The sequence below is a fragment of the Phocicoccus pinnipedialis genome, assembly GCF_903994035.1.
Taxonomy (GTDB): domain Bacteria; phylum Bacillota; class Bacilli; order Staphylococcales; family Salinicoccaceae; genus Phocicoccus; species Phocicoccus pinnipedialis.
Genome location: NZ_CAJEWB010000006.1, coordinates 67,977 through 90,552, shown reverse-complemented (window position 1 = coordinate 90,552; position 22,576 = coordinate 67,977). Strand labels below are relative to the sequence as shown.

Below are 22,576 nucleotides of genomic sequence, written 5' to 3'. Positions count from 1 at the left end.
GACTCTCCTTCTCAGGAGAGTCTCTCATTTAATCTTCTAATTCTTGATTTTTCTTTCGTTCTTCTGCTTTAATCTTGTCTTCTTCTGTTAATTCCTCATATCCAATCTCATCTCGACGTAGCTCGTTAAGAATAGTCAGCTTATACGGTTCGACATCTGAGTGGAATGCACTACGCGCAAGCATATGCGCTCCTGCTGGAGCAATTAAGAAGATAAACACAATTGCAAGCAGCAGAGTCATCTCAAAGTTGCTATCGAAGTACCAGAAGTATAGGAATACTCCAAGCAAGACGGATGATACGCCGAGTGTCGAACTGATTGATGCAGCGTGCAGTCTTGAGTACATGTCTGGTAATCTGACGACTCCAATCGACGCAATGATGGAGAAGAATACACCCGATAATACAAGGAGCGCAATAATGCTACTCATCAGAATCTCTATCAATATCGATTACCCATCCTTTCTCGAGGAACTTCGCCATAGCAATAGTTCCGATTGCACCAAGCATCCCAATTAACATGATTACAACAATTAAGTACGAAGTATCAAGCAGAACACTAAATATACCGATTGTCGCCATGAGCATGACACCAAATGCGTCTAAAGCAACAATTTTGTCGTGCAGTGTTGGTCCACGAATAATTCTATACGAGGCAATCCCCATAGCGATTGCCATCCCAACAATTGCGATAATAAATACGATGTTTAAGAATAGATTCATGGCTGACCAACCTCTTTAATGACATTTTCGAATGACGACTTAATGCTTGCAATTTCATCATCTGCATCAGTTAAGTCCACACCGTGAATGTATAATTTCGAATAATCATCACTGATTGCTACAACGACTGTACCTGGTGTCAGTGTAATGAGTGATGATAAAAGTACCACTTCCCAGTCTTCTTCTAAATCACAAGGATAAGCGTAGAAACCAGGGTGTACATTGATTTTTGGCTTAAGTACAATTTTCGTCACCGTAATATTTGCAATGATGAGTTCTTTGATAAACACAACAATCAATTTTATAATTCTGTAAAATCGAACCAAATAGAATGATCCGGGTAGAAAATTACGTATGATGTAGATTGTAATCATACCCATAATATAGCCCATGATTAGGGTAGGCAATTCAAACGTATCATTCATTGCAGCCCAAAGGAAAGCGAGTAAAAAGTTCAGTAAAATTTGTAGTGCCAATTACTCCACCCCCATAATATAGTCCGCATATGTTGACGGTTCCACGATTGACGTTGCAGCCATTTCAAATAATGGATACAGAAGGTCTGCTGTGAAACCAAACACGAGTGATAATAAAATCAGTGCAAATGAACTGAATAGCAACTTGTCGTATTTTATCTGTCTAAGTTCAGATTGAACTGCTGGCTTGCCCCAAAACACTTGAATGAAGATTCTCATAATCGTGTACAAGATGACAAGGCTTGATAAGAGTACAACAATACCAGCAAAATAATATCCGTTATCGAATGCTGATTTTACAATAAATAATTTACCATAAAAACCAGGGAATGGCGGTACACCCACAAGTGACATAGCGCCTAGGAAGAACATCCAACCAGTTACCGGGTGCACACTCATTAGACCATGAATTTTCTTAGCATTCGTCTGCCCCGTCCTATAAATAATGAATCCAATAATTAAGAATAGTCCTGCTTTGATTATCATATCGTGGATGAGGTAATACATTGCCCCAACAAGACCAGTAAGATCCATCATAGTGATTCCAACGAAGATAAACCCAATCGCAATCATGATGTTGTAGATAATCACTTTCTTTAAGTCGTAGTATGCGAGTGCACCTATACAACCGATGATGATCGTTATCAGTGCGAGTGCTAAGATGATCGTGTTTGTAAAGCTCTGGTCAAATGAGAAGAACAAGCTCATCGTACGCATCATTGCATACACACCGACTTTAGTTAACAATGCACCAAAAATAGCTAATATTGGTAGCGGAGGTGCGCTATAAGAATCTGGTAGCCAGAAGTATAACGGGAATACTCCAGCCTTCGTTAAGAATACAAAGAAGAATACGACAGAAATAAGCGTCATGACTTCTTTGTTACCGTCAAAGCTTGCAAGCTTTATGTGAATGTCTGCCATATTCAGTGTACCGGTAATTGAATATAGATAACCGAGACCCAGTACAAAAAAGTTAGACGATACGATATTCACAACAAGGTATTTAAATCCTTCACGCAACTGCTTCTTTGCACTTCCAATGACGATTAAAACGTAAGATGCAATCAGGAATACTTCAAAAAATACGAACATGTTGAAGATATCGCCTGTAGTAAACACGCCATTGATACCTGTAATCATAAAGAGAAGCATTGGATAGTAATAGTATGTTTCTCTTTCAATACCAATTGATTGGTAGCTATAGATGATTACGAAGAACGTGAGAATGGAAGTTGTAAGTACGAGCAGTGCTGCGACCATATCATAAACAACAGTAATTCCAAATGGCGCTGGCCAGTTCCCGACGTTCGTGTGTAGGTTACCGTTTTGGTAAACAGAAATGACAATCATGATTGAAAATACAATCATTGTTAGTCCTGCAAGTGCTGAAACCACACGGTGTACCTTTGGTTTTTTACCGATGAAAAGCATGATGACCGAGAATAAAAATGGAATGATCAGGGGCATCATAAGTAAAAAATTAATTTTCATTTTGTGCTCCTTTCATCGTTTCCGTATCATCAGAACCTAAAACTTTATAATTGCGTAACGCAAGAACTAAACTGAATGCTGTTAACGCGAATGAAATAACAATGGCAGTTAAGATCATAGCCTGAGGTAGTGGGTCCGTGTAGTTTGTTACACTATCTTCTAAAATTGGAACGTTTCCACGCTTCAGTTGTCCCATTGTGAGTAACATCAAATGAATACCATGACTGAGCACGGATAAGCCAATTATGATGCGGAGCACACTTTTTGAGAGAATTAAATATGTCCCAGCACCGATTAAAATACCCGAGAGCACAATCGTTATAAATTCCATTAGTCGTCCGCACCTCCTACAAGGATGATAATTAACAGAGTGGAACCGCATACTGTTAAGAATACGCCCAAATCAAAGAATGTTGCAGAGTGGATTCCAATTTCACCTAATATCGGTAATGTGACATTAGTAAATTCATGTGTGAAAAATGGATATCCAAAAAACATGAGTAGAGTGGGTACTGCAACAGCAAGGAATAATCCACTTGCAATAAGAATTCTAAAGCGTATCGGTAACATTTTTCTTAGTGTTTTAACATCAAAAGCAATCAGTAAAAGTACGATTGCCGCTGACATAAGTAAACCACCAACGAACCCTCCACCAGGAGTGTAGTGTCCTGCAAAAAACAAGTTAAATGCAAATAACAAGATAATGAAGAATGCAACTTTAGAAATGAATTGCAAGTGTACATCATTCATTTGTTTATGAACCTGTTTATAGCCTGCTCTCTTCAGCGCGCTCTTCATTCTTATCATCCTTTCTATTTATACTAAGTCTCATCAGAATGTAGATTCCGATACCCGCAATACCAAATACAAGTGTTTCAAAAACCGTATCGTAGCCACGGAAGTCAACGAGAATAACGTTAACCATGTTTTTACCTGCGGCTAAGTCATAAACGTGATCCACATGGTATTGGCTGATTGATTCGAATAGACGATTCGAGAATGCAGATAGTCCAATAAGTATTGATACTGCACCAACACCAACAGCAACCACAAAGTTCGTTAACTTAAATTTGCGGTGCTCTGGCAATTTGCTCTGTTTTGGTAAGTGATAAAAACAAACTAAGAATAGTGTTGTCGTCACTGTCTCAATCGCAAGTTGCGTCAGTGCTAAGTCTGGCGCTCTAAAGAATACGAAGAACAGAGCCATACTGAATCCGACAGCACCGAGCATGATGATCGAAACCATACGAGATTTAGTTATCATGATGATGAGTAAGGCAGTTAAAATCACCCCTACTAAAATCATGTCTTGTATACCGATAGGAGCTAAGTTTGATAAGTCTAGGTTAAGGCCTGTTTTAATTATTGTAATCAGGCCAAGTACGACGAGGAATCCAAAGATGTATACCATGTACGTTCTTAAGAAACCTGTCATGACCATTTTAGTAAAACGATTTGAGTAAATCGTAGAGTAATTTAACCCTTGGTCGTAAAGATAGTTGATTGTATAGTTGCTCCTAATATATTTATAGATAAAAATCCACGTATCTCTAAAGTAGTAAAGTGTTGCACCAACTAGAATGATGACTACTGTCGCCCATAAGGCTGGTGAGTCAAATCCATGCCAGTGTGAAATCTTAGTGTTTAACGGCTCAACCGCATTGATGATACTCATAGCAGCGGGGTCAATAATTGATTTCGTCAGTAAGTTTGGTACAAGTCCAAATAATACGACGAGAAAGCTGAGAATAGCAGGTGAAATCAGTAATAAAGCCGAAGCCTCTTTTGGCTGTTTAGGCGTTTCTTTTTTATCTTCACCCAAGAAAACTTGCATTACGATTTTCACCGAATACAGTAGCGTAAAGATACTACCGAGAATTGCGAGCAGTGGGAATAAGAAACCAACTGACGCGAGTGAACTAAAGTTTGAGTTTGAAATTTCAAACATTGCTTCTAAGAACATTTCTTTGGATAAAAACCCGTTGAATGGTGGAATACCAGCCATCGATAATGATGTGATGAGTGTCATCGTAAATGTGATTGGCATGATAGTCATTAAACCACCGAGCTTTTTAATGCTTCTTGTACCTGTTTGATGGTCAATGATTCCTGTCACCATGAACAATGCCCCTTTGAAAGTTGCGTGGTTAATGATATGGAATACTGCAGCCACCACAGCGACTGTAAAGATCTGTTCGTTCGCACCGCGCACGATAGCTAGTCCACTGATGCCAAGTAATGACATGATGAGTCCAAGCTGAGACACAGTCGAGAATGCGAGCACTGCCTTAAGATCATCCTTAATGAACGCATTAAAGCTCGCCCAGCAAAGCGTGATTAGACCCACAATTAGTATTGTCCATACCCAAGTCGTAGATAGCATGAATACTGGTGTGAATCTCGCAACAAGGTAAAGTCCAGCTTTAACCATCGTTGCAGAGTGCAGATAAGCACTGACTGGTGTGGGTGCTTCCATCGCGTCTGGTAACCAAACATAGAATGGGAATTGCGCACTCTTAGTGAATGCACCAAGTAATACGAGTACAACTGCGAGTGTACCAGCACCAACGCCAACAACTGAATCGCTTGCTATAATCATCTCCCGAATTGAAAACGTACCTGTTAGGTTCGAAAGTAAGATGAATCCACCGAGCATCATAAATCCACCGAACATTGTGATGATCATAGATTTTTGCGCACCATATGTAGAACGCTCTTTTGTAGTCCAAAATGCAATGAGTAGGAAACTTGAAATAGATGTAAGCTCCCAGAATAAGTAAAGCATTAAGACGTTATCGAGTAATACGACTCCAAGCATTGCAGTCATAAACATGAGAAGGTAAATATAGAAATTTAAAAGCTTCTCCTTGTTGCTTAAATATCCAATTGAATATAGGACAACGAGTGTTCCGATACCAGAAATCAGTATCGCGAAAAGAAGTCCAAGTCCATCTATGTAGACATCAAAGTTCATGCCAATTCTAGGCATGAAATTTAAATTGAGTAAAAGTGTTTCACCGTTTCGTATTGTTGGTATTAAAGTAAACAAATACGATACAATAATGAATGGAATCGGAAGTACGAACCATCCTAAGTGAATACCTTTGACATACTTATTAATAATCGCAATAAGAAACGCTGCGATTAGAGGTAGTATGATTGCAAAATGTATGAAAGTCACAACTTTGCCTCCCTTACGCATTATATTTTTATATTATACATGAAAAATCACGCGTATGAAATGAGAGCCACTATTATATTAAAGGAATTGTCAAAATCTACTTCTGAATAACCATGCACAAACTTTAATGAATGTGCTAATCTATTAAAAGTGAAAAATTTTAGGAGGAATAAAAAATGAGCTTTAACCAACTCGCAAACGAAGTATTAGAAGGTGAAAAGAAAGCAGTTTTCAAAACAAATATGGGAGACATCACTGTACGTCTTTTTGCAGATAAAACACCAAAAACTGTAGAGAATTTCTTAGGACATGCAGCTAACGGTTACTATGATGGACAAATTTTCCACAGAATCATCAAAGATTTCATGATCCAAGGTGGAGACCCATCAGGTACTGGTATGGGTGGTACAAGTATTTGGGAAGATGAATTTGAAGATGAGTTTTCGAATGAATTGTTCAACCTTTACGGAGCGCTATCAATGGCTAACAGAGGTCCTAACACTAATGGTTCTCAGTTTTTTATTGTTCAAGCCAAACATGTTCCAAATGACATGCTAAGCCAACTGGAAGGTGCAGGTTATCCATCAGAAGTAATTGAAGCATATGCAACTAAAGGTGGTACGCCTTGGTTAGATAACCGTCACACTGTATTCGGTCAAGTGATCGAAGGAATGGATATCGTAGAAAAAATCGCCAATGTGAAAACTGGTGCGATGGATAAGCCAGTAGAAGACGTGGTATTAGAAACAGTAGAAGTATTATAATTTAGTCATAAAAACTTCTTAAATTAGACAGTTTTTAAAGTTTTACTCTGTTATAATACTCACTGTAAGGGTGTGTGAGTAACCATGATGGAATTTTTATATTTTCCAGATGATAAAACAGAATATATTCCTGGTTTAATTTCAATCGTAATTTGTATCATTGTTGCGTATATTGTTTTTCGTCTTGTGAAGAAATATTCTAAAAAACAAGAAGAAAAAGCTAAAGCATTTGAACAAGAAGTATACGAAAAAATGAAACACCAAGATAATGACAATAAATAAGTACCGCGAGCACATGCTTGCGGTCTTTTTTTAATCTCTATAAAAATTACATATATATTGGAAAGAACTAAATATGGAAAGCGTCTCGTAAATGTGATATTATATTAAAGCATTGTATTAAAAGTGGGGTAATCATGTGACAAAACAATACCGGGTTGGCCAGTTTGTAAAGGTGAAGGTCACAGGTATTCAGCCGTACGGTGCTTTTGTCAAAACCCACGACGATAGAGAAGGGCTTATTCATATATCAGAAATTATGAACGATTACGTACACAACGTGAATCAGTTCCTGACTAAAGGTCAGATTGTAAAGGCCAAGATTATTGGAATCGAAGACAATGGCAAGATGAGTCTGACTCTTAAAGAAAACGAATATTTCAAAGTTAGAGTAGATAAGAAAAAGAGACGCTCTATTCTAGAAAAAATTAAAGAGACAGAACGCTATGGATTTCAGTCTTTACATGAGATGATGCCAATATGGATTAAAGAAGCAAAAGATCGTATGAATAACGAGTGACCGGAACCTAGGAAGACCTGAGACAAGATGTCTCAGGTCTATTTTTGTGCGCGTTTTATCGTTTTTTATTCGTTATTATGTATTAGTAAACGTTTAAGTCGTAGGGGTTGAAAACTGTTTCAGAAACGTGTTAAATATGGAGTGAAGTTAATTCTTAGGAGGAATTTTTAATGATTGATTACAAACACGAACCATTTACAGATTTTTCTAAACAAGAAAACAAGGATATGGTTGCAGAAGGTATTAAAGTAGTTCAGGAGTATTTTGGTCAAGACTTCCCATTAGTTATTAATGGCGAGCGCATAATGACTAAAGACAAATCAACTGTCTACAACCCTGCTAAAAAAGAAGAAATTATTGGTTATATGTCTCAAGCAACTCAAAAAGAAGCTGACAAAGCGATGGACGTTGCTCTTGAAACTTTCAAATCTTGGAGAAATTATTCATTTGAATTCCGTGCAGACGTACTATTCAAAGCAGCTGCTATTGTGAGAAAAAGAAAAGCTGAATTCACAGCACTTCTTATTAAAGAAGCGGGTAAACCTTGGAATGAAGCAGACGCTGACGTTGCTGAAGGTATCGACTTCTTAGAATACTACGGTCGTTTACACCTTGAATTAAAGAACGGTAAAAAGGTTGAATCCCGTCCAGGCGAATACAACCAGTTCCACTACATCCCACTAGGAGTGGGCATGGTTATTTCACCATGGAACTTCGCATTCGCGATCATGGCTGGTACAACTGCAGCAGCGCTTGTGTCTGGTAATACAGTGTTACTTAAACCATCATCATCAACACCAGTTGTTGCTTACAAGTTCATCGAAGTGCTTGAAGAAGCTGGACTTCCTAACGGTGTTGTTAACTTTATCCCAGGATCATCACGTGAGATTGGTGACTATCTAGTTGACCATAAAGATCTTTCATTCGTATCATTCACTGGATCACGCGACGTAGGTGTACGCATTTACGAACGTGCAGCAGTCGTTCACGAAGGTCAAGTAAACCTTAAACGTGTAATCGCCGAAATGGGTGGTAAAGACACAATTGTTGTAGACAGCGGAGTAGACTTAGACAAAGCAGCAGACGCAGTAGTCGCTTCGGCATTCGGCTTCTCTGGTCAAAAATGTTCAGCGTGTTCACGTGTAATTGCTTTAGAGGATATCCATGATGAATTACTTGAAAAAGTAGTTGAGAAAACTAAAGAATTAACAGTAGGAGATCCAGAAACTGGTGCATACATGGGCCCAGTTATCGACGAAGCTTCTATTAAGAAAATTGGTGAATACATCGAAATCGGTAAAAAAGAAGGTAAGTTAGAAGTTGGTGGAAACATCGACAATGAAACGGGTCACTTTGTTTACCCAACAGTTTTCTCAGGATTAAAACACGATGATAGATTAATGCAAGAAGAAATCTTCGGACCAGTTGTTGGTTTCGCTAAAGCTAAAGACTTCGATCAAGCAATCGAGTTTGCTAATGACACTGACTATGGTTTAACTGGAGCAGTTATCACTACGAGCCGCGAGCGTATGGAACAAGCACGCCGTGATTTCCACGTAGGTAACTTATACTTTAACCGTGGATGTACTGGAGCAATCGTTGGATACCAACCATTTGGTGGATTCAAAATGTCAGGAACAGACTCTAAAGCAGGTGGCCCTGACTACTTATTACTCCACATGCAAGGTAAAACGACTTCAGAAATGTTTTAATCGCATAGATTAAAGGCTTATAAAAGGGGATGCAGTAATGACTCAATCACAAGATATTATAAAACTCGCTGACAGCGTAGCAGCACCAACGTACAAACCGCTTCCAATCGTAATCTCTGAAGCGGAAGGTGCGTTTGTCACTGATCCTGAAGGCAATAAGTATCTAGATATGCTCAGTGCATATTCAGCAGTAAACCAAGGACACCGCCATCCTAAAATCATCGCAGCACTTAAAGAACAAGCAGACAAAGTGACGCTTGCTTCACGTGCATTTTACACAGATAACATGGGTGAATGGTTAAACAAACTGAAAGAAATTTCAGGTAAAGAAATGGCAATTCCAATGAACACTGGTGCTGAAGCAGTAGAAACTGCTATTAAAACAGCACGCCGTTGGGGTTATCAAGTAAAAGGCGTAGAAGAAGGCAAAGCAGAAATTATCGGAATGAACGGTAACTTCCACGGCCGTACTCTAGGTGCAATTTCACTTTCTAGTGAAGAAGAATACAAGAGTGGCTTCCACCCACTAGTGCCAGGATTCCCACTTGTAGACTTCGGTGATATTGATCAACTTAAAGCGGCAATCAATGAAAACACTGTTGCTGTAATATTCGAGCCAATCCAAGGTGAATCAGGAATCAACATTCCACGTGAAGGCTTCTTAAGAGAAGTTCGTGAGTTATGTGATGAGCACAACGTTCTTATGATTGCTGACGAAATCCAATGTGGACTTGCAAGAAGTGGTAAATTATTCGCATGTGACTGGGAAGATGTTAAGCCAGACATGTATATCTTAGGAAAGGCACTTGGTGGTGGGGTATTACCAGTGTCAGTAGTACTAGGTGACAAGGAAGCATTTGAATTAATGACACCAGGTTCACACGGTTCAACATTCGGTGGTAATCCACTAGCTGCAGCAGTATCAATCGCTGCACTTGATGTTTTGATTGATGAAAAACTTGCAGAACGTTCAAACGAGCTTGGCGAATACTTCAAAGCAGAACTACAAAAAATCGATAATCCTGTAATCAAAGAAGTACGTGGTCGCGGATTATTTATCGGAGTAGAACTGACTGAAGCGGCAAGACCATACTGTGAAAAGCTAAAAGAACTCGGTTTACTATGTAAAGAAACACACGACACTGTGATTCGTTTCGCACCACCTCTGGTCATTGAAAAAGAAGACTTAGACTGGGCAATTGAGCAAGTTAAAACTGTGTTCTAATATCTCGGGAAATTATAGAGGCGCACGGCCATTAGGCGGTGCGCTTTTTTTGATGGAATGAATGCGACACCCTTAGTTCGGAATGCCGTGGGTCAATATATTGGCTACTTACCTCGCGTAAATGGATAACTATCCTCATCATTTATTGTTTATTAACTCACAATAAAACCAGAAATTAAATTTTAAGTTAAGAAATACCTTAACCGATTTCCACTCACGACTCTTTTCTTTTGTAATGTTATAATAAACGTACTCATTTAAAAAATAGAGGTTAGTACTATGCAACATATTTTAGAGTTATTATCGACGCCTGAGGGGATCGAGCAACTTTTTGATAAGTTCAGCCAATTCGGCATTTTGGTAGGTTTGTTTCTTGTTGTTGTGGAGTCTTTTCTCCCGATTCTGCCACTCATTGCGATCGTCATACTAAATACAAATTCATATGGTCTAGTGGTAGGATTCTTAGTGAGCTACGCAGGTAGTGTCACTGGGAGTTATTCTGTATTCTTGATTGCTCGTTATCTTTTCAGAGAACGTGCGACGAAGTACATCAATAAGCATAAACGTCTATACAAGATGCGTGAATTTATCGATAGAAGAGGGTTTAGTTTTCTATTCATTCTCTTGAGCTTGCCGTTTACACCGTCGAGTGTTGTAAATATTATTACGGCGATGTCGAACATACGTCGTGACGTGTATTTATATATTTTACTTGCATCGAAGTTCGTCATGATATTATCGATTTCAGTAATCGGTTTTGATATTGCTGGATTTTTAAAATCACCGATACGCATCATTTTATCTATCGGATTTTTAGTCTTATTATATATATTATCGAAAGTGTATCAACGTTATATTGATAAAAAAATGGAAAGTTAAGGTGCTGTTATGTTAAAGGAAATTAGAGACTGGGCAATATCCTTTTTGGTCGCTGTCGTTATCATATTAGTGATTCGATATTTTCTGTTCGCCCAGTATGTGGTCGACGGCTCAAGCATGGAGAATACTTTTCATGACAACGAACGTGTGATTGTAAACAAGTTTTTATATAATTTTGCAGATTTAAAACACTCGGATGTCATCGTTTTTGATGCAGGTCATGAGCAAGCATATATCAAGCGTGTCATCGGGCTGCCGGGTGATACGATTGAGATGAAAGACGGGATAGTCTATGTGAATGGCGAGGCAATTGATGAGCCATATGTTAAAGAGTATGAGAATTCGTATCGCGACAACTTCACATTAGAAACACTAGGTGTGGATGGGGATAAAATTCCGGATGAGCAGTACTTAGTACTCGGCGATAATAGAGCAGTCTCGAAAGACTCTAGAGAGATTGGACTCGTAAGTGAAGATGATATTATAGGAAAAGTGCAACTTAGATTCTGGCCATTTAGCGAATTTACAACTGATTTTAGTGAATAGGGTGAATAGTGAATGATTCATATTTGGACTGGTATTAGTGGTACGGGTAAAACTACCCACATGTTTGAAGAGATTATTAAGAAAACTGAAAAAGAACCACTTGGTAATAAGATTTTTATTATCACACCAACTCAGAACACGCTGACGTATGAAAGCATGTTAATAAATCCGCATGAATCTACTTATAGTGGAAGCTTAAGAACGAGTGTCTTAAGCTTTTCTAGGTTTATGTGGCATATTTTGAATGAAATTGGTGCCGGCAACAGAGATACTCTGACTGAATCAGGGCATATTATGCTCATACATAAACTCATTGAGAGTTTTGATGAAGATGAACTCAAGTACTATCGTGATTCAAAAAATCATGTGAAGTTCTCTGGAAAAGTCCTCGATATGATTGAGGAGTTCGTCAACTATGAAGTCGATATTGAGACGCTCGAATCAATCAAGTGGCCAAATAATCGCATGGCTGAAAAGTACGCCGACTTAGTTAAGATTTATAAGAAGTGGCAATACACAATTTTGGAACACAACATTGAAAAAATGAACGCAATGCCTGATTTCGTAGATCGTCTTGCCAAACTTTCACCAAATGAAGTACCGAGTCTTAGAAACGCGACAATTTACATTGACGGGTTCCACAACTTTAGTGAGGTGGAGTACCGTTTCTTAAAAGTGCTTAATAAATTTACGGATGACATTCACTTAATTTTACTTCAAGACGGAAACAACAAGTCACTTTTCAGAAAGACGAATGCGGTAATTGATAGACTTCAGATGCTGGATATGTTTACTGAATCAGGGACAGAGATTATTAAATTCGATGAACGTAATTTACGTGCGAATAAACAGGGACTCATCGATGTAGAATCGTTCCTTTATGAAGGAAGTTTCATTCGCGATTACGACGGAATCACGATTATTGAAGCGGAGAATCCGCGTGAAGAGATCACGGAAGTCGCGCGTCAAATCGAATCACTCGTTCGTGACAAACATGCAACGTACAATGATATCGGCGTGCTCTATAGAGATGATACGTACGCGCGCCAAATTGAACATACGTTTAATAAGTTCAATATTTATTATCATATTGACGAGAAGTATAAGATGAACCGCCATCCGTTCGCGCAGTTTATCTTAAGCTTATTTAACGCATACTCTAGAAATCTTGAGCGTACTACTGTTATCAATATCATGAAGAGTGGCTACTTAAACGAAATTACCGACAAGAACTCAATGTATCTATTTGAAAACATTGTGCTTGAGCGCGGTATTAACTACACAAGACTCCATGATGATGATGTGTTTAAGACACAGTTTGAAGTCACAGATGACGGTCGTATTCTCGAAATCGATGAAGAAACGAACGAAAACTTAGAAGCCTTGCTCAAATATAAAAACAGAATTTTAAACGTGCTAACATCACTTTTTAAAGGTTGGAATAACGCAACGACTGTAAAAGAGTATCTGGAAATTTTATATTATTTCCTAGAAAATAATGGGGTTTTAGAAAAGATTTCTAACGAAATTAACGAACACGATGAATCGGTTCGTCGCATCAACGAGACTGAGGAAGTTTATAAACATATCATTGCCCTTATGGATCAGTCATACTTAGTTTACAAAGATGAAGAGAAATCATTCGAATCATTCATGTCGACATTCACTGAAGGGTTAAATGAAGCGGAGTTTAGCATGCGACCATCGACTCTAGAAGAAGTCATTGTTGGTAAAATAGAGCTCGCGAAAGTTGAGAACAAAAAGTATGTCTTTATCGTTGGAATGAATCACACGGCAATGCCTATGGATATGAGCACGAACCATATTCTTACAGATGATGAGAAACGTATTTTTGAGGAAAAAAACATCCAGCTCTCGCCAACCTCTGACACGCTTCGTGAAGACGAACGCTTCGTATTCTATCACGGTCTCACTAGACCAACGGATGGGCTGTATATCTCGTTCTCGAATGTATCAATCAGTGGAGAACGAACTACGATTTCTCCTTTTGTTAAAGAGATTTTAGACTCGAATGAGAAACGTACGAACTTAAAATATATTGAAACTACGAAATATCAAACGAAAGATATTTTTAGTCAGCTATCGAGCGAATCTTCTATGCGAGATCTGTTACATATGAATCTCCGCAAAATGATGAAAGAATCTTATGACGATCTAGTAGAGCTCGAGAATGTACCAAATTATCTGCCATTCTTAGAAGCTCTAAGCCTACTTAAAGAAAAAAATAATGAAACTTACTTGAGTTTAAAACGTACATTAAAATATTCGAACCAGGCGAGCAGGCTTTCAAAAGATGTCGCTCAGCAACTTTATGGAGATTCCCTGAAGACGTCTGTTTCAAGATTCCAGACGTTCTATAATTGTCAGTTTAAACACTTTGCTCAGTATGGACTTAAACTGAACCCAAGAAAGCCGTTTGAAGTGAGACCTCTTGAAATAGGGAATCTCTACCACAATGTGTTAGAAGACGTGATTGGTAAGAGACTGAACAAAACGCTTGTTGGCCAAACAGACGAAACTATAAGAAAAGAAGTCGATTTGTCTGTAGAAAAAATAGTTGAAAAGATTTCGTATGGGATTTTTGAAACCAATGCATACTACCAATCTTTAAAAATTCGTGCAGCAAAAACAATTTCTGAAACGATTATCAATTTAAGACGATATCTCGAAAATAGTGATTTTAACATAGAGATAATCGAAGGTACTTTCGGTGAAGAATACAGTGACTTTGGTGAGTTACAATTCGTTAGTGACGCGGGTCACCAAATCAATCTACGTGGTAAAATCGACCGAGTGGATATTAAACGCGATGGGCCATTCTCTTATATTTCACTTATCGACTACAAATCGAACGCAACAAAAGATTTAAACTTAAAAGAAATCTATGTGGGCAAAGAACTTCAGCAATTCACTTATATGAGAGTACTGCTCGAAAATGGGCATAAAAAAATAAGCGGTGAACTCATTCCATTGCTCATGCATTTTTATCCTGTAGTAAATCCAACAGTCACACTTACAGATATCGAAAACCAAAGAGCGCGTGATATGTCAGACGAAGAATTTGCAGAATTTATTCAGAAGAAAAAAGAAGCCCAGCTCCGTCCAAACGGTAAATTTGTTGCTGACCTTCATGATAGTGAAATGGAATCGCTTAATGTGGGGAGTCCTGGACTCGTCGAACTATTGAATGGTGAGCAGAAAATAACCGACTTCTATCGATTACAAGTCAATAAAGAAGGCGGGTTCTATAAAACAGATTTATCCAAGATTATATCTACAGATGGTTATAAGCGCATTGAAGCTTACACAATAAATAAAATCAGAGATGGTGCGGATTTACTATACTCAGGTAAAGTAGATATCAACCCGCTGACAGTGAACGAAATATTATCACCATGTGCGTTCTGCGAATTTAAAGCAGCGTGTAATATTGACTACCTCATGAATAAACGTGATTTCGTTGAAATGAACAGCGTTGAAGTGGAAGAAGAAGCAAGAAATCTGATGGAAGGAGTACAAGAATGAGCATGAAATTTACGCCTGAACAACAGCAAGCAATCGATTACAAAGGCAGTGACTTACTGGTCTCAGCAGCGGCTGGAAGTGGTAAAACTGCGGTTTTAGTTGAGCGTATCATCAATAACATTCGCACAAAATATTATAGTGTCGATGAAATATTTGTTGCAACATTTACTAAAGCGAGTGCGCGTGACATGAAGCAGAAGCTCGAGAATCGTCTAAGAGATATTATTTTGAAGCTAGAACCATACTCTGACGAACGTATGCATCTTGAAGAAGAAGTACTGAAACTTAATGGTGCGCACATTTCAACGCTACATTCTTTCTGTATGTTCCTGATTCAGAACCATTACAATGTGGTTGGACTTTCGCCAGATATGCGTACATTAATGGAGGAAGAAAAAGAATCACGCATTTCAGATGTGCTCGACGATATTTTAGAAGCGTGGTATCGAAGTGGTGATGAAGACTTCTTAAAGCTCGAACGCTTTATCGCAACAGACAAGGTGAACGATCCATTGAAGAGAGAAATAAAGAAACTCTATGAAACAGCAATTGCTACGAGCGATCCGTTTAAGTTTCTAAATGAACTTGTCGATCAGTTTTTAGATGAAAAAAGGATTCACAAGCGATATGAGCAGGGTAAAGATAAATACAAAGTTGAAGTCGAAAGAACTATCGAACGTGTAGATGAGCTAATGACACTCTACACGATGGCTCATGAAAGTGAAGTTCTCGCTAAACAGCATAAGCAATTCGATAAGCTCGGTACTTTAAAAGAGCAACTTCAAGAACTCTACAAAAATATTGAGGCGGATGATTTTGTTTTAGAAAAATTTGAGACGTTACCAACACGTGCAACGAAATTATATAAAGATATCGAAGATTCTTCTATTAAATTTAGAGTAGACGGTGCAATGAACGAAATATCTATGAACTTAAAGTCACTTGCATCTGACTTACCAGTTGGTAAAGCTACGCTTGAAAAAGAGATGTCAGAATTAAACGGCATGAACAATGTGCTTATTTCACTCGCGAAGTCACTTATTGAGGGATATCGCTCAAACAAAGCACGTGACCAAGTAATTGATTTTAGTGACTATGAACATTTTGCGATTCAGATTTTAACAGCAAATGATGGAGAAGTGAGCGACCTTTATAAATCTAAGTTCAAAGAGGTTATGATCGACGAATATCAAGATACGAACTACGTACAAGAAGCGATCGTCTCTCTCATTAAAACTGGCGACGAATCAAACGGAAATTTATTTATGGTCGGAGACGTGAAGCAGTCCATCTACAAATTCCGTCAGGCAGCTCCTGAACTATTCATACGTAAACAAAACAGGTTTAACAATAAAGGGACAGGGAAAGTGATTCCACTCAATATGAACTTCCGTTCAAACATTGGGGTGCTCGAAACAACGAACTTCCTATTCGAACACCTGATGGATGGTGATGTTGGTGAAATTGAGTACACAGATGCTGAGAAGCTTTATGTAGGACTGGATGAAAATAAGGATATTGTGAAGACTGAAATCGTTGGCTTAGTTGGAAACAAAGAACGCAACATAAGACGTACAGAAATCGAACTCGATTATGTTGTTAAAGAAATCAAGGCATTACATAACAATGGTGTGAAATATAAAGACATCGTACTGTTAACGCGTAACAGAAAAGCAATTGACCAGTTCAATGAAATATTCAGGTCACATGACATTCCACTTTCTTATCAAGATACAAAAGGGTATTTCGATACTTTAGAAATTAAGACATGCGTGAGTTTGTTATCCATTATCGACAACCCATTACAAGATGACAAGCTCATCGGAATCATGCGTTTACCATTTTTCGATTTCTCAGAAGACGACCTTGCAAAAATTAGATTGAATTCAAAAGCACATTATTTCTATGATGCACTATTTGATTATATGGCAGACGATGATACTAAAGAAAAGATCGACATTTTACTGGATACTCTGACATTCTTAGTAGAAGAAAGTAGATATCATACAGTTTCAGGACTTTTAAGTACGATATTTGAACACTTTAACATCACTGAATTTTTCGCAGGACTTCCTGGTGGTGACGTCAGACGCGCGAACTTATTTGGTCTCGTGGAACGAGCGATTGAGTTTGAGCGCATGAATCACCATTCGCTGTATCAATTCATTAATCATGTGAATTATTTACGTGATAAAGATATCGATTTCGGCGAAGAGAGTGCGATTAGTGAGCACGAAGACGTTGTGCGCGTCATGACGATACATGCCTCCAAAGGACTTGAGTTTAACTATGTATTTATCTTAAATCAAGACTATTCGATATTAGGACGTGGTCTATCAGACAAGATGCTCGTTCACCCAGACTTTGGGATGGCTTTAAAATCATACGATGAAGGCAAGGGGCTCGTTACAACAAATCTCGACTACGACTTGATGTACGAAAAGCTCGTGAAAGAGAGAATTTCTGAAGAGATGCGACTTCTTTACGTTGCGCTAACGCGTGCAAAGACGAAGCTATTTATGCCATTCGTGAATATATTGCCTGAAGCGGACTTCGAAGAAGCGCGTGCTGACAAGATGACGTACTTAGAAACATTTAAGCAGCCACTTTATCAGTATGATGATGGAAGAAAAGTTCCAGCTGACGTGAGACTTTCAGCAAAGACCATCGAAGCGCTGATCATTCCAATGTTGTTTGGTTCGAAAGAAACGTTCTACACGGCACGCACTGAGTACATCGACGAAATTCGTCACGAAGAAGAAGCCAAAAAACGTATTTCCTTCGATGACTTAATTGAACTGAACGTATCGTATTCACCACAAGTAGAAACGCGTATGAACTATGAATATGTCCCGAACGAAAAAAATAAAGAAACAGTAAAAGAATCCGTATCAGAAATCAAGCGTAAAAACGAAACTGTTCCTGACGAAGCAATTCTAAGGAATGATTTATTTGAACGTAAAGTAGAACTCACTAAGCCAAAATTCTTAGATCAATCTACAGACGCGCCGCTATTTGGTACGCATATGCACGCAGTGATGGTGCAGGTGAGTCGCAGGTTTGATTCTCTAATAAACCTTGAAATCAAGGCGCAAACTGAAGTTGTAAAACGAATCGTTTCACACTACACAGAAGACATTCCACTTGTCACGGATACGATGCGTAAACGCATGAGAGATTATGCTCTAAAATTCATTTCAGATCCAACGATTATATCTATATTTAAGGAATCTAAAGAAGTGCACACAGAATTGCCATTTATTATGAGTCAAAAGACGATCGGCTACAGTGATATTTCTGGTAAGATGGTACAAGGTATCGTCGATTTACTTGTTGAACATAAGGAACACTATGTGTTGATCGACTATAAGACGGACCGAGTAAAGGGTGTACCTGTAGATGAACTTAAAGATAGATATTTCACACAGATGGATATCTACCAAAAGTCACTAATGGCAGCCCTGAATAAACCGGTCGAAGTTTACCTCTATTACTTTAACTATGGAGTGGTAAAAGTTGCTTAATGAGAAGTTAAAGATAAACACGATGCTATCGTTTACGCTTATCATTTTAATGATCGGTGCAAGCATTCAGTTTCTCTTACCGATTCACTTAGTGAATCCATACGAATATTTTTACGGTAAAGAATTAAAGACGTTTCAAGTATTTCATATATTCTTTGGTGGCGCATTACTACCACTTCTGTCACTGACAGTCGGATATATTGCGACCAAGGTAAAATCAATCATGAAGCCATTGATTCTATCAGGACTAGTGTTACTTATGATTTCGCTCATTTTAAATGGTCAAGATGTGCTGTTTTTAGCAGCAATTAGTGGACTCTTTGTTTTACTGTTTAGAAATCGCCCTATGTTAATGACACTTGTAACGCTTGTAGTATTAGTAGTAGCGCATGTATTGTTAAATGTGCTTTTAAAGGCATTAAACGCAATGCAATCGAATAACATTGTGTACAGTGCAATTCAAAAATTTAATGATTACGTATCTGTATTTAGAACGAGTGATATCATAGAATATGCGAATTTGAACTTAGGCACAATTGTAGATTTACCATTACTTATGCTTCTTATATTCATTAGCATTCCGTGTGCATTAATTGGTAGTTTACTTGCGCGAGTGAAATTAGAGGAAATTCTCCCCAAGTACATGCAAGTCGTTCTTATTTTAGTATTCCTATTTGGTGGACTAGTTATCAAACTAATAGAGGTGTTGAGTGTTGGGTCAATGAGTAGCACAATTATCGGTGAATACATCGGTGGTCCAATGGTCGCGATAGGCATGTTTTTATCTATTTGGGTACTCGCATGCTACATGCCAATCGGAGTACAGAATCGTTTTAACCATTTCGGACAATATGCGATTGTTTATTATCTCGTTTTCTCAACGATTATGGGTATCATATTCTATGGAATTGGGTTTAATTTATACGGCGAGGTGCAGGTATTAAATGCGGTGGGTATAGCTATGTTGGTTACGCTTTCCACATTATTATTCAGTCAGTTTTTAACAAAAAGTTAATAAATATAAATAATTCTATACCTTTTTTTGATGAAAGGCTTTATTATTGTTAAGGAAGACAGAAAGTCTTCCTTTTTACATTTCAGGAGGAAAGAAAAGTGTTTAATAGAAAACCAAACAAATTTGCAGTTCAACTCAATACAATGGTAGAAAACTTAGAACGTGCGGCAAAATATTTTGAAAATGTGAATCTTGATTCAAGCTTTAATTTTAAGACTTACTTTGACAATATTAAAGCTTTTGAAACTCATGGGGACAACCTCATGCATCACTTAATTTCAGACTTAAACCAGACATTTATTACACCAATCGAACGCGAAGATATTTTAGCATTAGCGAATGCACTAGATGATGTGTTAGACGGAATGGAAGAAGTTGCAGCGATGTTCATGATGTATAATCAAAAGAAACATACACCACACATCGATGTATTTGTAGAAAATATTTCAAAAGCATGTACCGAAGCTAAATTAGCTGTTGAGCTTGTAAATGAACGTAAATTTGATCATGTTCGTGTTCATGCTATTAAGATTAAAGAACACGAAACGAACTGTGACGTTGTACTTAGAAAATCTATTAAAGAATTATTTGATACTGAAGAAAATCCAATTAAAATCATGCAAATGAAAGATATCTATAATAATTTAGAAAACATTGCAGACAGATGCCAAGTGGTTGCAGTTATCCTTGAATCTATTGTAATGAAAAATAGCTAGGTGTTGTAGATGGATACTTTATTTATAATTACAATATTAATTGTTATAGCGGCGCTCGCGTTTGACTTTATTAACGGATTTCACGATACTGCAAATGCAATCGCAACAGCTGTATCAACACGTGCGTTAAAGCCACGGCATGCAATTTTAATTGCAGCAGGTATGAACTTCGTTGGTGCACTATTATTTACAGGTGTTGCAAAAACAATCACTGGAGATATCGTTGATCCATTCGCGCTTCAAGATGGTTCAATCGTAATTTTATCAGCACTTATTGCAGGTATATTTTGGAACTTATTTACATGGTACTTCGGTATCCCAAGTTCTTCATCACACGCATTAATTGGTGCAATTGCAGGGGCTGCAATCGCATCGAGTGGATTTGGTATTTTAGAGTATAAAGGATTCTCAAAAATTCTAATGGCGTTAATTACGTCACCTCTAATTGCATTCGTTGTAGGTTTTATTATCTATACGATTATTAAAACCGTTATGAAAGATCAAAATTTAGCTAAGACCAATCAAAGATTTCGCTTTGTACAAATCATAACGGCTTCATTGCAAGCCTTATCTCATGGTATGAACGACGCACAAAAAGCAATGGGTGTCATTACGATGGCATTGATAGCAGCAAACTTGCAAACTTCAACAGATATTCAATTTTGGGTGCAATTGTCTTGTGCGACAGCAATGGGACTTGGTACAGCAGTGGGTGGTTGGAAGATCATCAAAACTGTTGGTGGTAATATCATGAAAATTCGTCCAGCAAATGGTGTTGCAGCTGACCTTTCATCTGCATTAATTATCTTTGGTGCGACGTACATCCACTTACCTGTATCAACGACACACGTTGTGTCATCATCAATTCTTGGTGTTGGATCATCACATAGATTAAAAGGTGTAAAATGGACAACAGCACAGCGTATGCTTGTGACATGGGTCATTACATTACCAATCTCAGCACTTTGTGCATCAATCACGTACTTTATAATTAATATTTTTATTTAAGTAGTATATAGAAAGAATTTAACTTCGAAATTTGATATACTTGTTAAAAGAGAAAAAGGAGTCGTCCTATGAAATTCTTAACATTCGAGTACAACAAACAGAAATACTATGGAGTAAAGGTAAAAAGAGAAGATAGTGCATGGATTTTACCGAAGCTTTTTGAAGCATTTGGTGAAGACAAAGACTATCCGAAAACTTTACTTGAGGGTATTACAAGATATCACACATTAGATTTTCAAGAAATTGTGCGTAAACTTGTTGAAAAAGCTGACAAGGAAGATGACCGTCACCTTTACAAAGCACCATTTAGTGAAATTACTTTTCTTGCGCCTGTAGAACCACCAAACAACACAATTAGTTTTGGTCGTAACTATAAGAAACATGCGGAGGAATTGGGAAATGAAGTTGAGATGACGGTGTTTACAAAAGCTAACTCAAGTCTAGTAGGTGACGAGGGAACAATCAGTGACTTCAAGGAAGTGACATCTGAACTCGACTACGAAGGTGAGCTTGGCGTTGTTATCGGTAAGGAAGCACACAATATTGAACCACATATGGCATTTGATTACATTTACGGTTACACAATCGTCAATGATATTTCTGCAAGAGATTTACAAAAGAAGTTTAAACAGTTCTTCATGGCTAAGAGTCTTGCGACACCAATGGGTCCATATATTGTAACTAAAGATGAACTTCCAAATCCTCAAAACACTGCAATTGTTACTAAAGTGAATGATGAGATTAGACAAGACGGCAATACAAGTGACATGGTCTTAAAGATTGAAGATATTGTCTCTGAAGTTTCTAAGTATGTGAAACTTCAACCAGGAGATGTTATTGCAACAGGTACACCTGAAGGAGTTGCAGCAGGATTACCGGATGTAGACTTCCTTAAATCAGGTGACAGTGTACGAGTATCTGTAAATGGTATTGGTACATTAACAACATATATTAAATAAAAAGGGGAAC

Annotated in this window: 20 protein-coding genes; 13 read left to right on the top strand and 7 right to left on the bottom strand. The window is 37.9% G+C overall.

Features of this window, described 5'->3' with window-relative positions; all coding sequences use genetic code 11:
- Positions 1-28: 28 nt before the first annotated feature.
- The 7 genes from mnhG to H9D55_RS03295 are packed head-to-tail and all read right to left on the bottom strand — an operon-like array spanning position 29 to position 5,873.
- Positions 29-430 (bottom strand): monovalent cation/H(+) antiporter subunit G, encoded by a 402-nt coding sequence (gene mnhG, locus H9D55_RS03325; protein ID WP_235963091.1) that lies wholly within the window; start codon positions 428-430, stop codon positions 29-31.
- A complete protein-coding gene (locus tag H9D55_RS03320; protein ID WP_186076848.1) occupies positions 423-722 on the bottom strand; it encodes a Na(+)/H(+) antiporter subunit F1 in 300 nt (99 codons plus the stop codon). The genes mnhG and H9D55_RS03320 overlap by 8 nt, the downstream gene beginning before the upstream one ends.
- Positions 719-1,198, bottom strand: a complete 480-nt coding sequence (locus tag H9D55_RS03315; RefSeq protein ID WP_186076847.1) for a Na+/H+ antiporter subunit E — start codon at positions 1,196-1,198, stop codon at positions 719-721. The genes H9D55_RS03320 and H9D55_RS03315 overlap by 4 nt, the downstream gene beginning before the upstream one ends.
- On the bottom strand, positions 1,199-2,692 hold the full coding sequence (locus H9D55_RS03310) for a Na+/H+ antiporter subunit D (protein WP_186076845.1): 1,494 nt from the start codon (positions 2,690-2,692) through the stop codon (positions 1,199-1,201).
- Positions 2,682-3,023, bottom strand: coding sequence for a Na(+)/H(+) antiporter subunit C (locus H9D55_RS03305; RefSeq protein WP_186076843.1), 342 nt, complete (start codon positions 3,021-3,023; stop codon positions 2,682-2,684). The genes H9D55_RS03310 and H9D55_RS03305 overlap by 11 nt, the downstream gene beginning before the upstream one ends.
- Entirely contained in the window at positions 3,023-3,490 is a 468-nt protein-coding gene (locus H9D55_RS03300; RefSeq protein WP_186076841.1) for a Na(+)/H(+) antiporter subunit B, read from the bottom strand. The genes H9D55_RS03305 and H9D55_RS03300 overlap by 1 nt, the downstream gene beginning before the upstream one ends.
- Positions 3,459-5,873 carry a Na+/H+ antiporter subunit A gene (locus tag H9D55_RS03295; protein ID WP_186076839.1) on the bottom strand — a complete coding sequence of 805 codons (2,415 nt, stop codon included), beginning with the start codon at positions 5,871-5,873 and terminating at the stop codon, positions 3,459-3,461. The genes H9D55_RS03300 and H9D55_RS03295 overlap by 32 nt, the downstream gene beginning before the upstream one ends.
- 176 nt (positions 5,874-6,049) lie before the next feature.
- On the opposite strand from H9D55_RS03295, the gene H9D55_RS03290 reads away from it, so the two are divergent.
- The 13 genes from H9D55_RS03290 to H9D55_RS03230 all read left to right on the top strand — a co-directional run bounded on the left by H9D55_RS03290 (position 6,050) and on the right by H9D55_RS03230 (position 22,566).
- Positions 6,050-6,637: a peptidylprolyl isomerase gene (locus tag H9D55_RS03290; RefSeq protein ID WP_186076837.1), complete on the top strand. Its 588-nt coding sequence runs from the start codon at positions 6,050-6,052 to the stop codon at positions 6,635-6,637.
- An 84-nt stretch (positions 6,638-6,721) separates the two neighbouring features.
- Entirely contained in the window at positions 6,722-6,919 is a 198-nt protein-coding gene (locus H9D55_RS03285; protein ID WP_186076836.1) for a hypothetical protein, read from the top strand.
- A 136-nt stretch (positions 6,920-7,055) separates the two neighbouring features.
- A complete protein-coding gene (gene ygs / locus H9D55_RS03280) occupies positions 7,056-7,436 on the top strand; it encodes a S1 domain-containing post-transcriptional regulator Ygs (protein ID WP_186076835.1) in 381 nt (126 codons plus the stop codon).
- Positions 7,437-7,606: 170 nt separating this feature from the next.
- Complete coding sequence (pruA, locus tag H9D55_RS03275) at positions 7,607-9,148, top strand: L-glutamate gamma-semialdehyde dehydrogenase (protein ID WP_186076834.1); 1,542 nt, start codon at positions 7,607-7,609, stop codon at positions 9,146-9,148.
- Positions 9,149-9,185: 37 nt separating this feature from the next.
- The gene (locus H9D55_RS03270; protein ID WP_186076833.1) at positions 9,186-10,373 is read left to right on the top strand and encodes an ornithine--oxo-acid transaminase; all 1,188 of its coding nucleotides are present in this window, start codon (positions 9,186-9,188) and stop codon (positions 10,371-10,373) included.
- Positions 10,374-10,652: 279 nt separating this feature from the next.
- Positions 10,653-11,252 (top strand): TVP38/TMEM64 family protein, encoded by a 600-nt coding sequence (locus H9D55_RS03265; protein ID WP_186076832.1) that lies wholly within the window; start codon positions 10,653-10,655, stop codon positions 11,250-11,252.
- A 9-nt stretch (positions 11,253-11,261) separates the two neighbouring features.
- A complete protein-coding gene (gene lepB / locus H9D55_RS03260) occupies positions 11,262-11,798 on the top strand; it encodes a signal peptidase I (protein ID WP_186076831.1) in 537 nt (178 codons plus the stop codon).
- Between the two features lie 12 nt (positions 11,799-11,810).
- Positions 11,811-15,344, top strand: coding sequence for a PD-(D/E)XK nuclease family protein (locus tag H9D55_RS03255; protein ID WP_186076830.1), 3,534 nt, complete (start codon positions 11,811-11,813; stop codon positions 15,342-15,344).
- On the top strand, positions 15,341-18,868 hold the full coding sequence (addA, locus tag H9D55_RS03250) for a helicase-exonuclease AddAB subunit AddA (RefSeq protein WP_186076829.1): 3,528 nt from the start codon (positions 15,341-15,343) through the stop codon (positions 18,866-18,868). The genes H9D55_RS03255 and addA overlap by 4 nt, the downstream gene beginning before the upstream one ends.
- Positions 18,861-19,883: a DUF418 domain-containing protein gene (locus H9D55_RS03245; protein ID WP_186076828.1), complete on the top strand. Its 1,023-nt coding sequence runs from the start codon at positions 18,861-18,863 to the stop codon at positions 19,881-19,883. The genes addA and H9D55_RS03245 overlap by 8 nt, the downstream gene beginning before the upstream one ends.
- A gap of 98 nt (positions 19,884-19,981) precedes the next feature.
- Positions 19,982-20,599: a DUF47 domain-containing protein gene (locus H9D55_RS03240; protein ID WP_186076826.1), complete on the top strand. Its 618-nt coding sequence runs from the start codon at positions 19,982-19,984 to the stop codon at positions 20,597-20,599.
- 9 nt (positions 20,600-20,608) lie between these two features.
- Positions 20,609-21,607 (top strand): inorganic phosphate transporter, encoded by a 999-nt coding sequence (locus tag H9D55_RS03235; RefSeq protein ID WP_186076824.1) that lies wholly within the window; start codon positions 20,609-20,611, stop codon positions 21,605-21,607.
- Positions 21,608-21,675: 68 nt separating this feature from the next.
- A complete protein-coding gene (locus tag H9D55_RS03230; protein ID WP_186076822.1) occupies positions 21,676-22,566 on the top strand; it encodes a fumarylacetoacetate hydrolase family protein in 891 nt (296 codons plus the stop codon).
- The last annotated feature ends 10 nt before the right edge of the window (positions 22,567-22,576 follow it).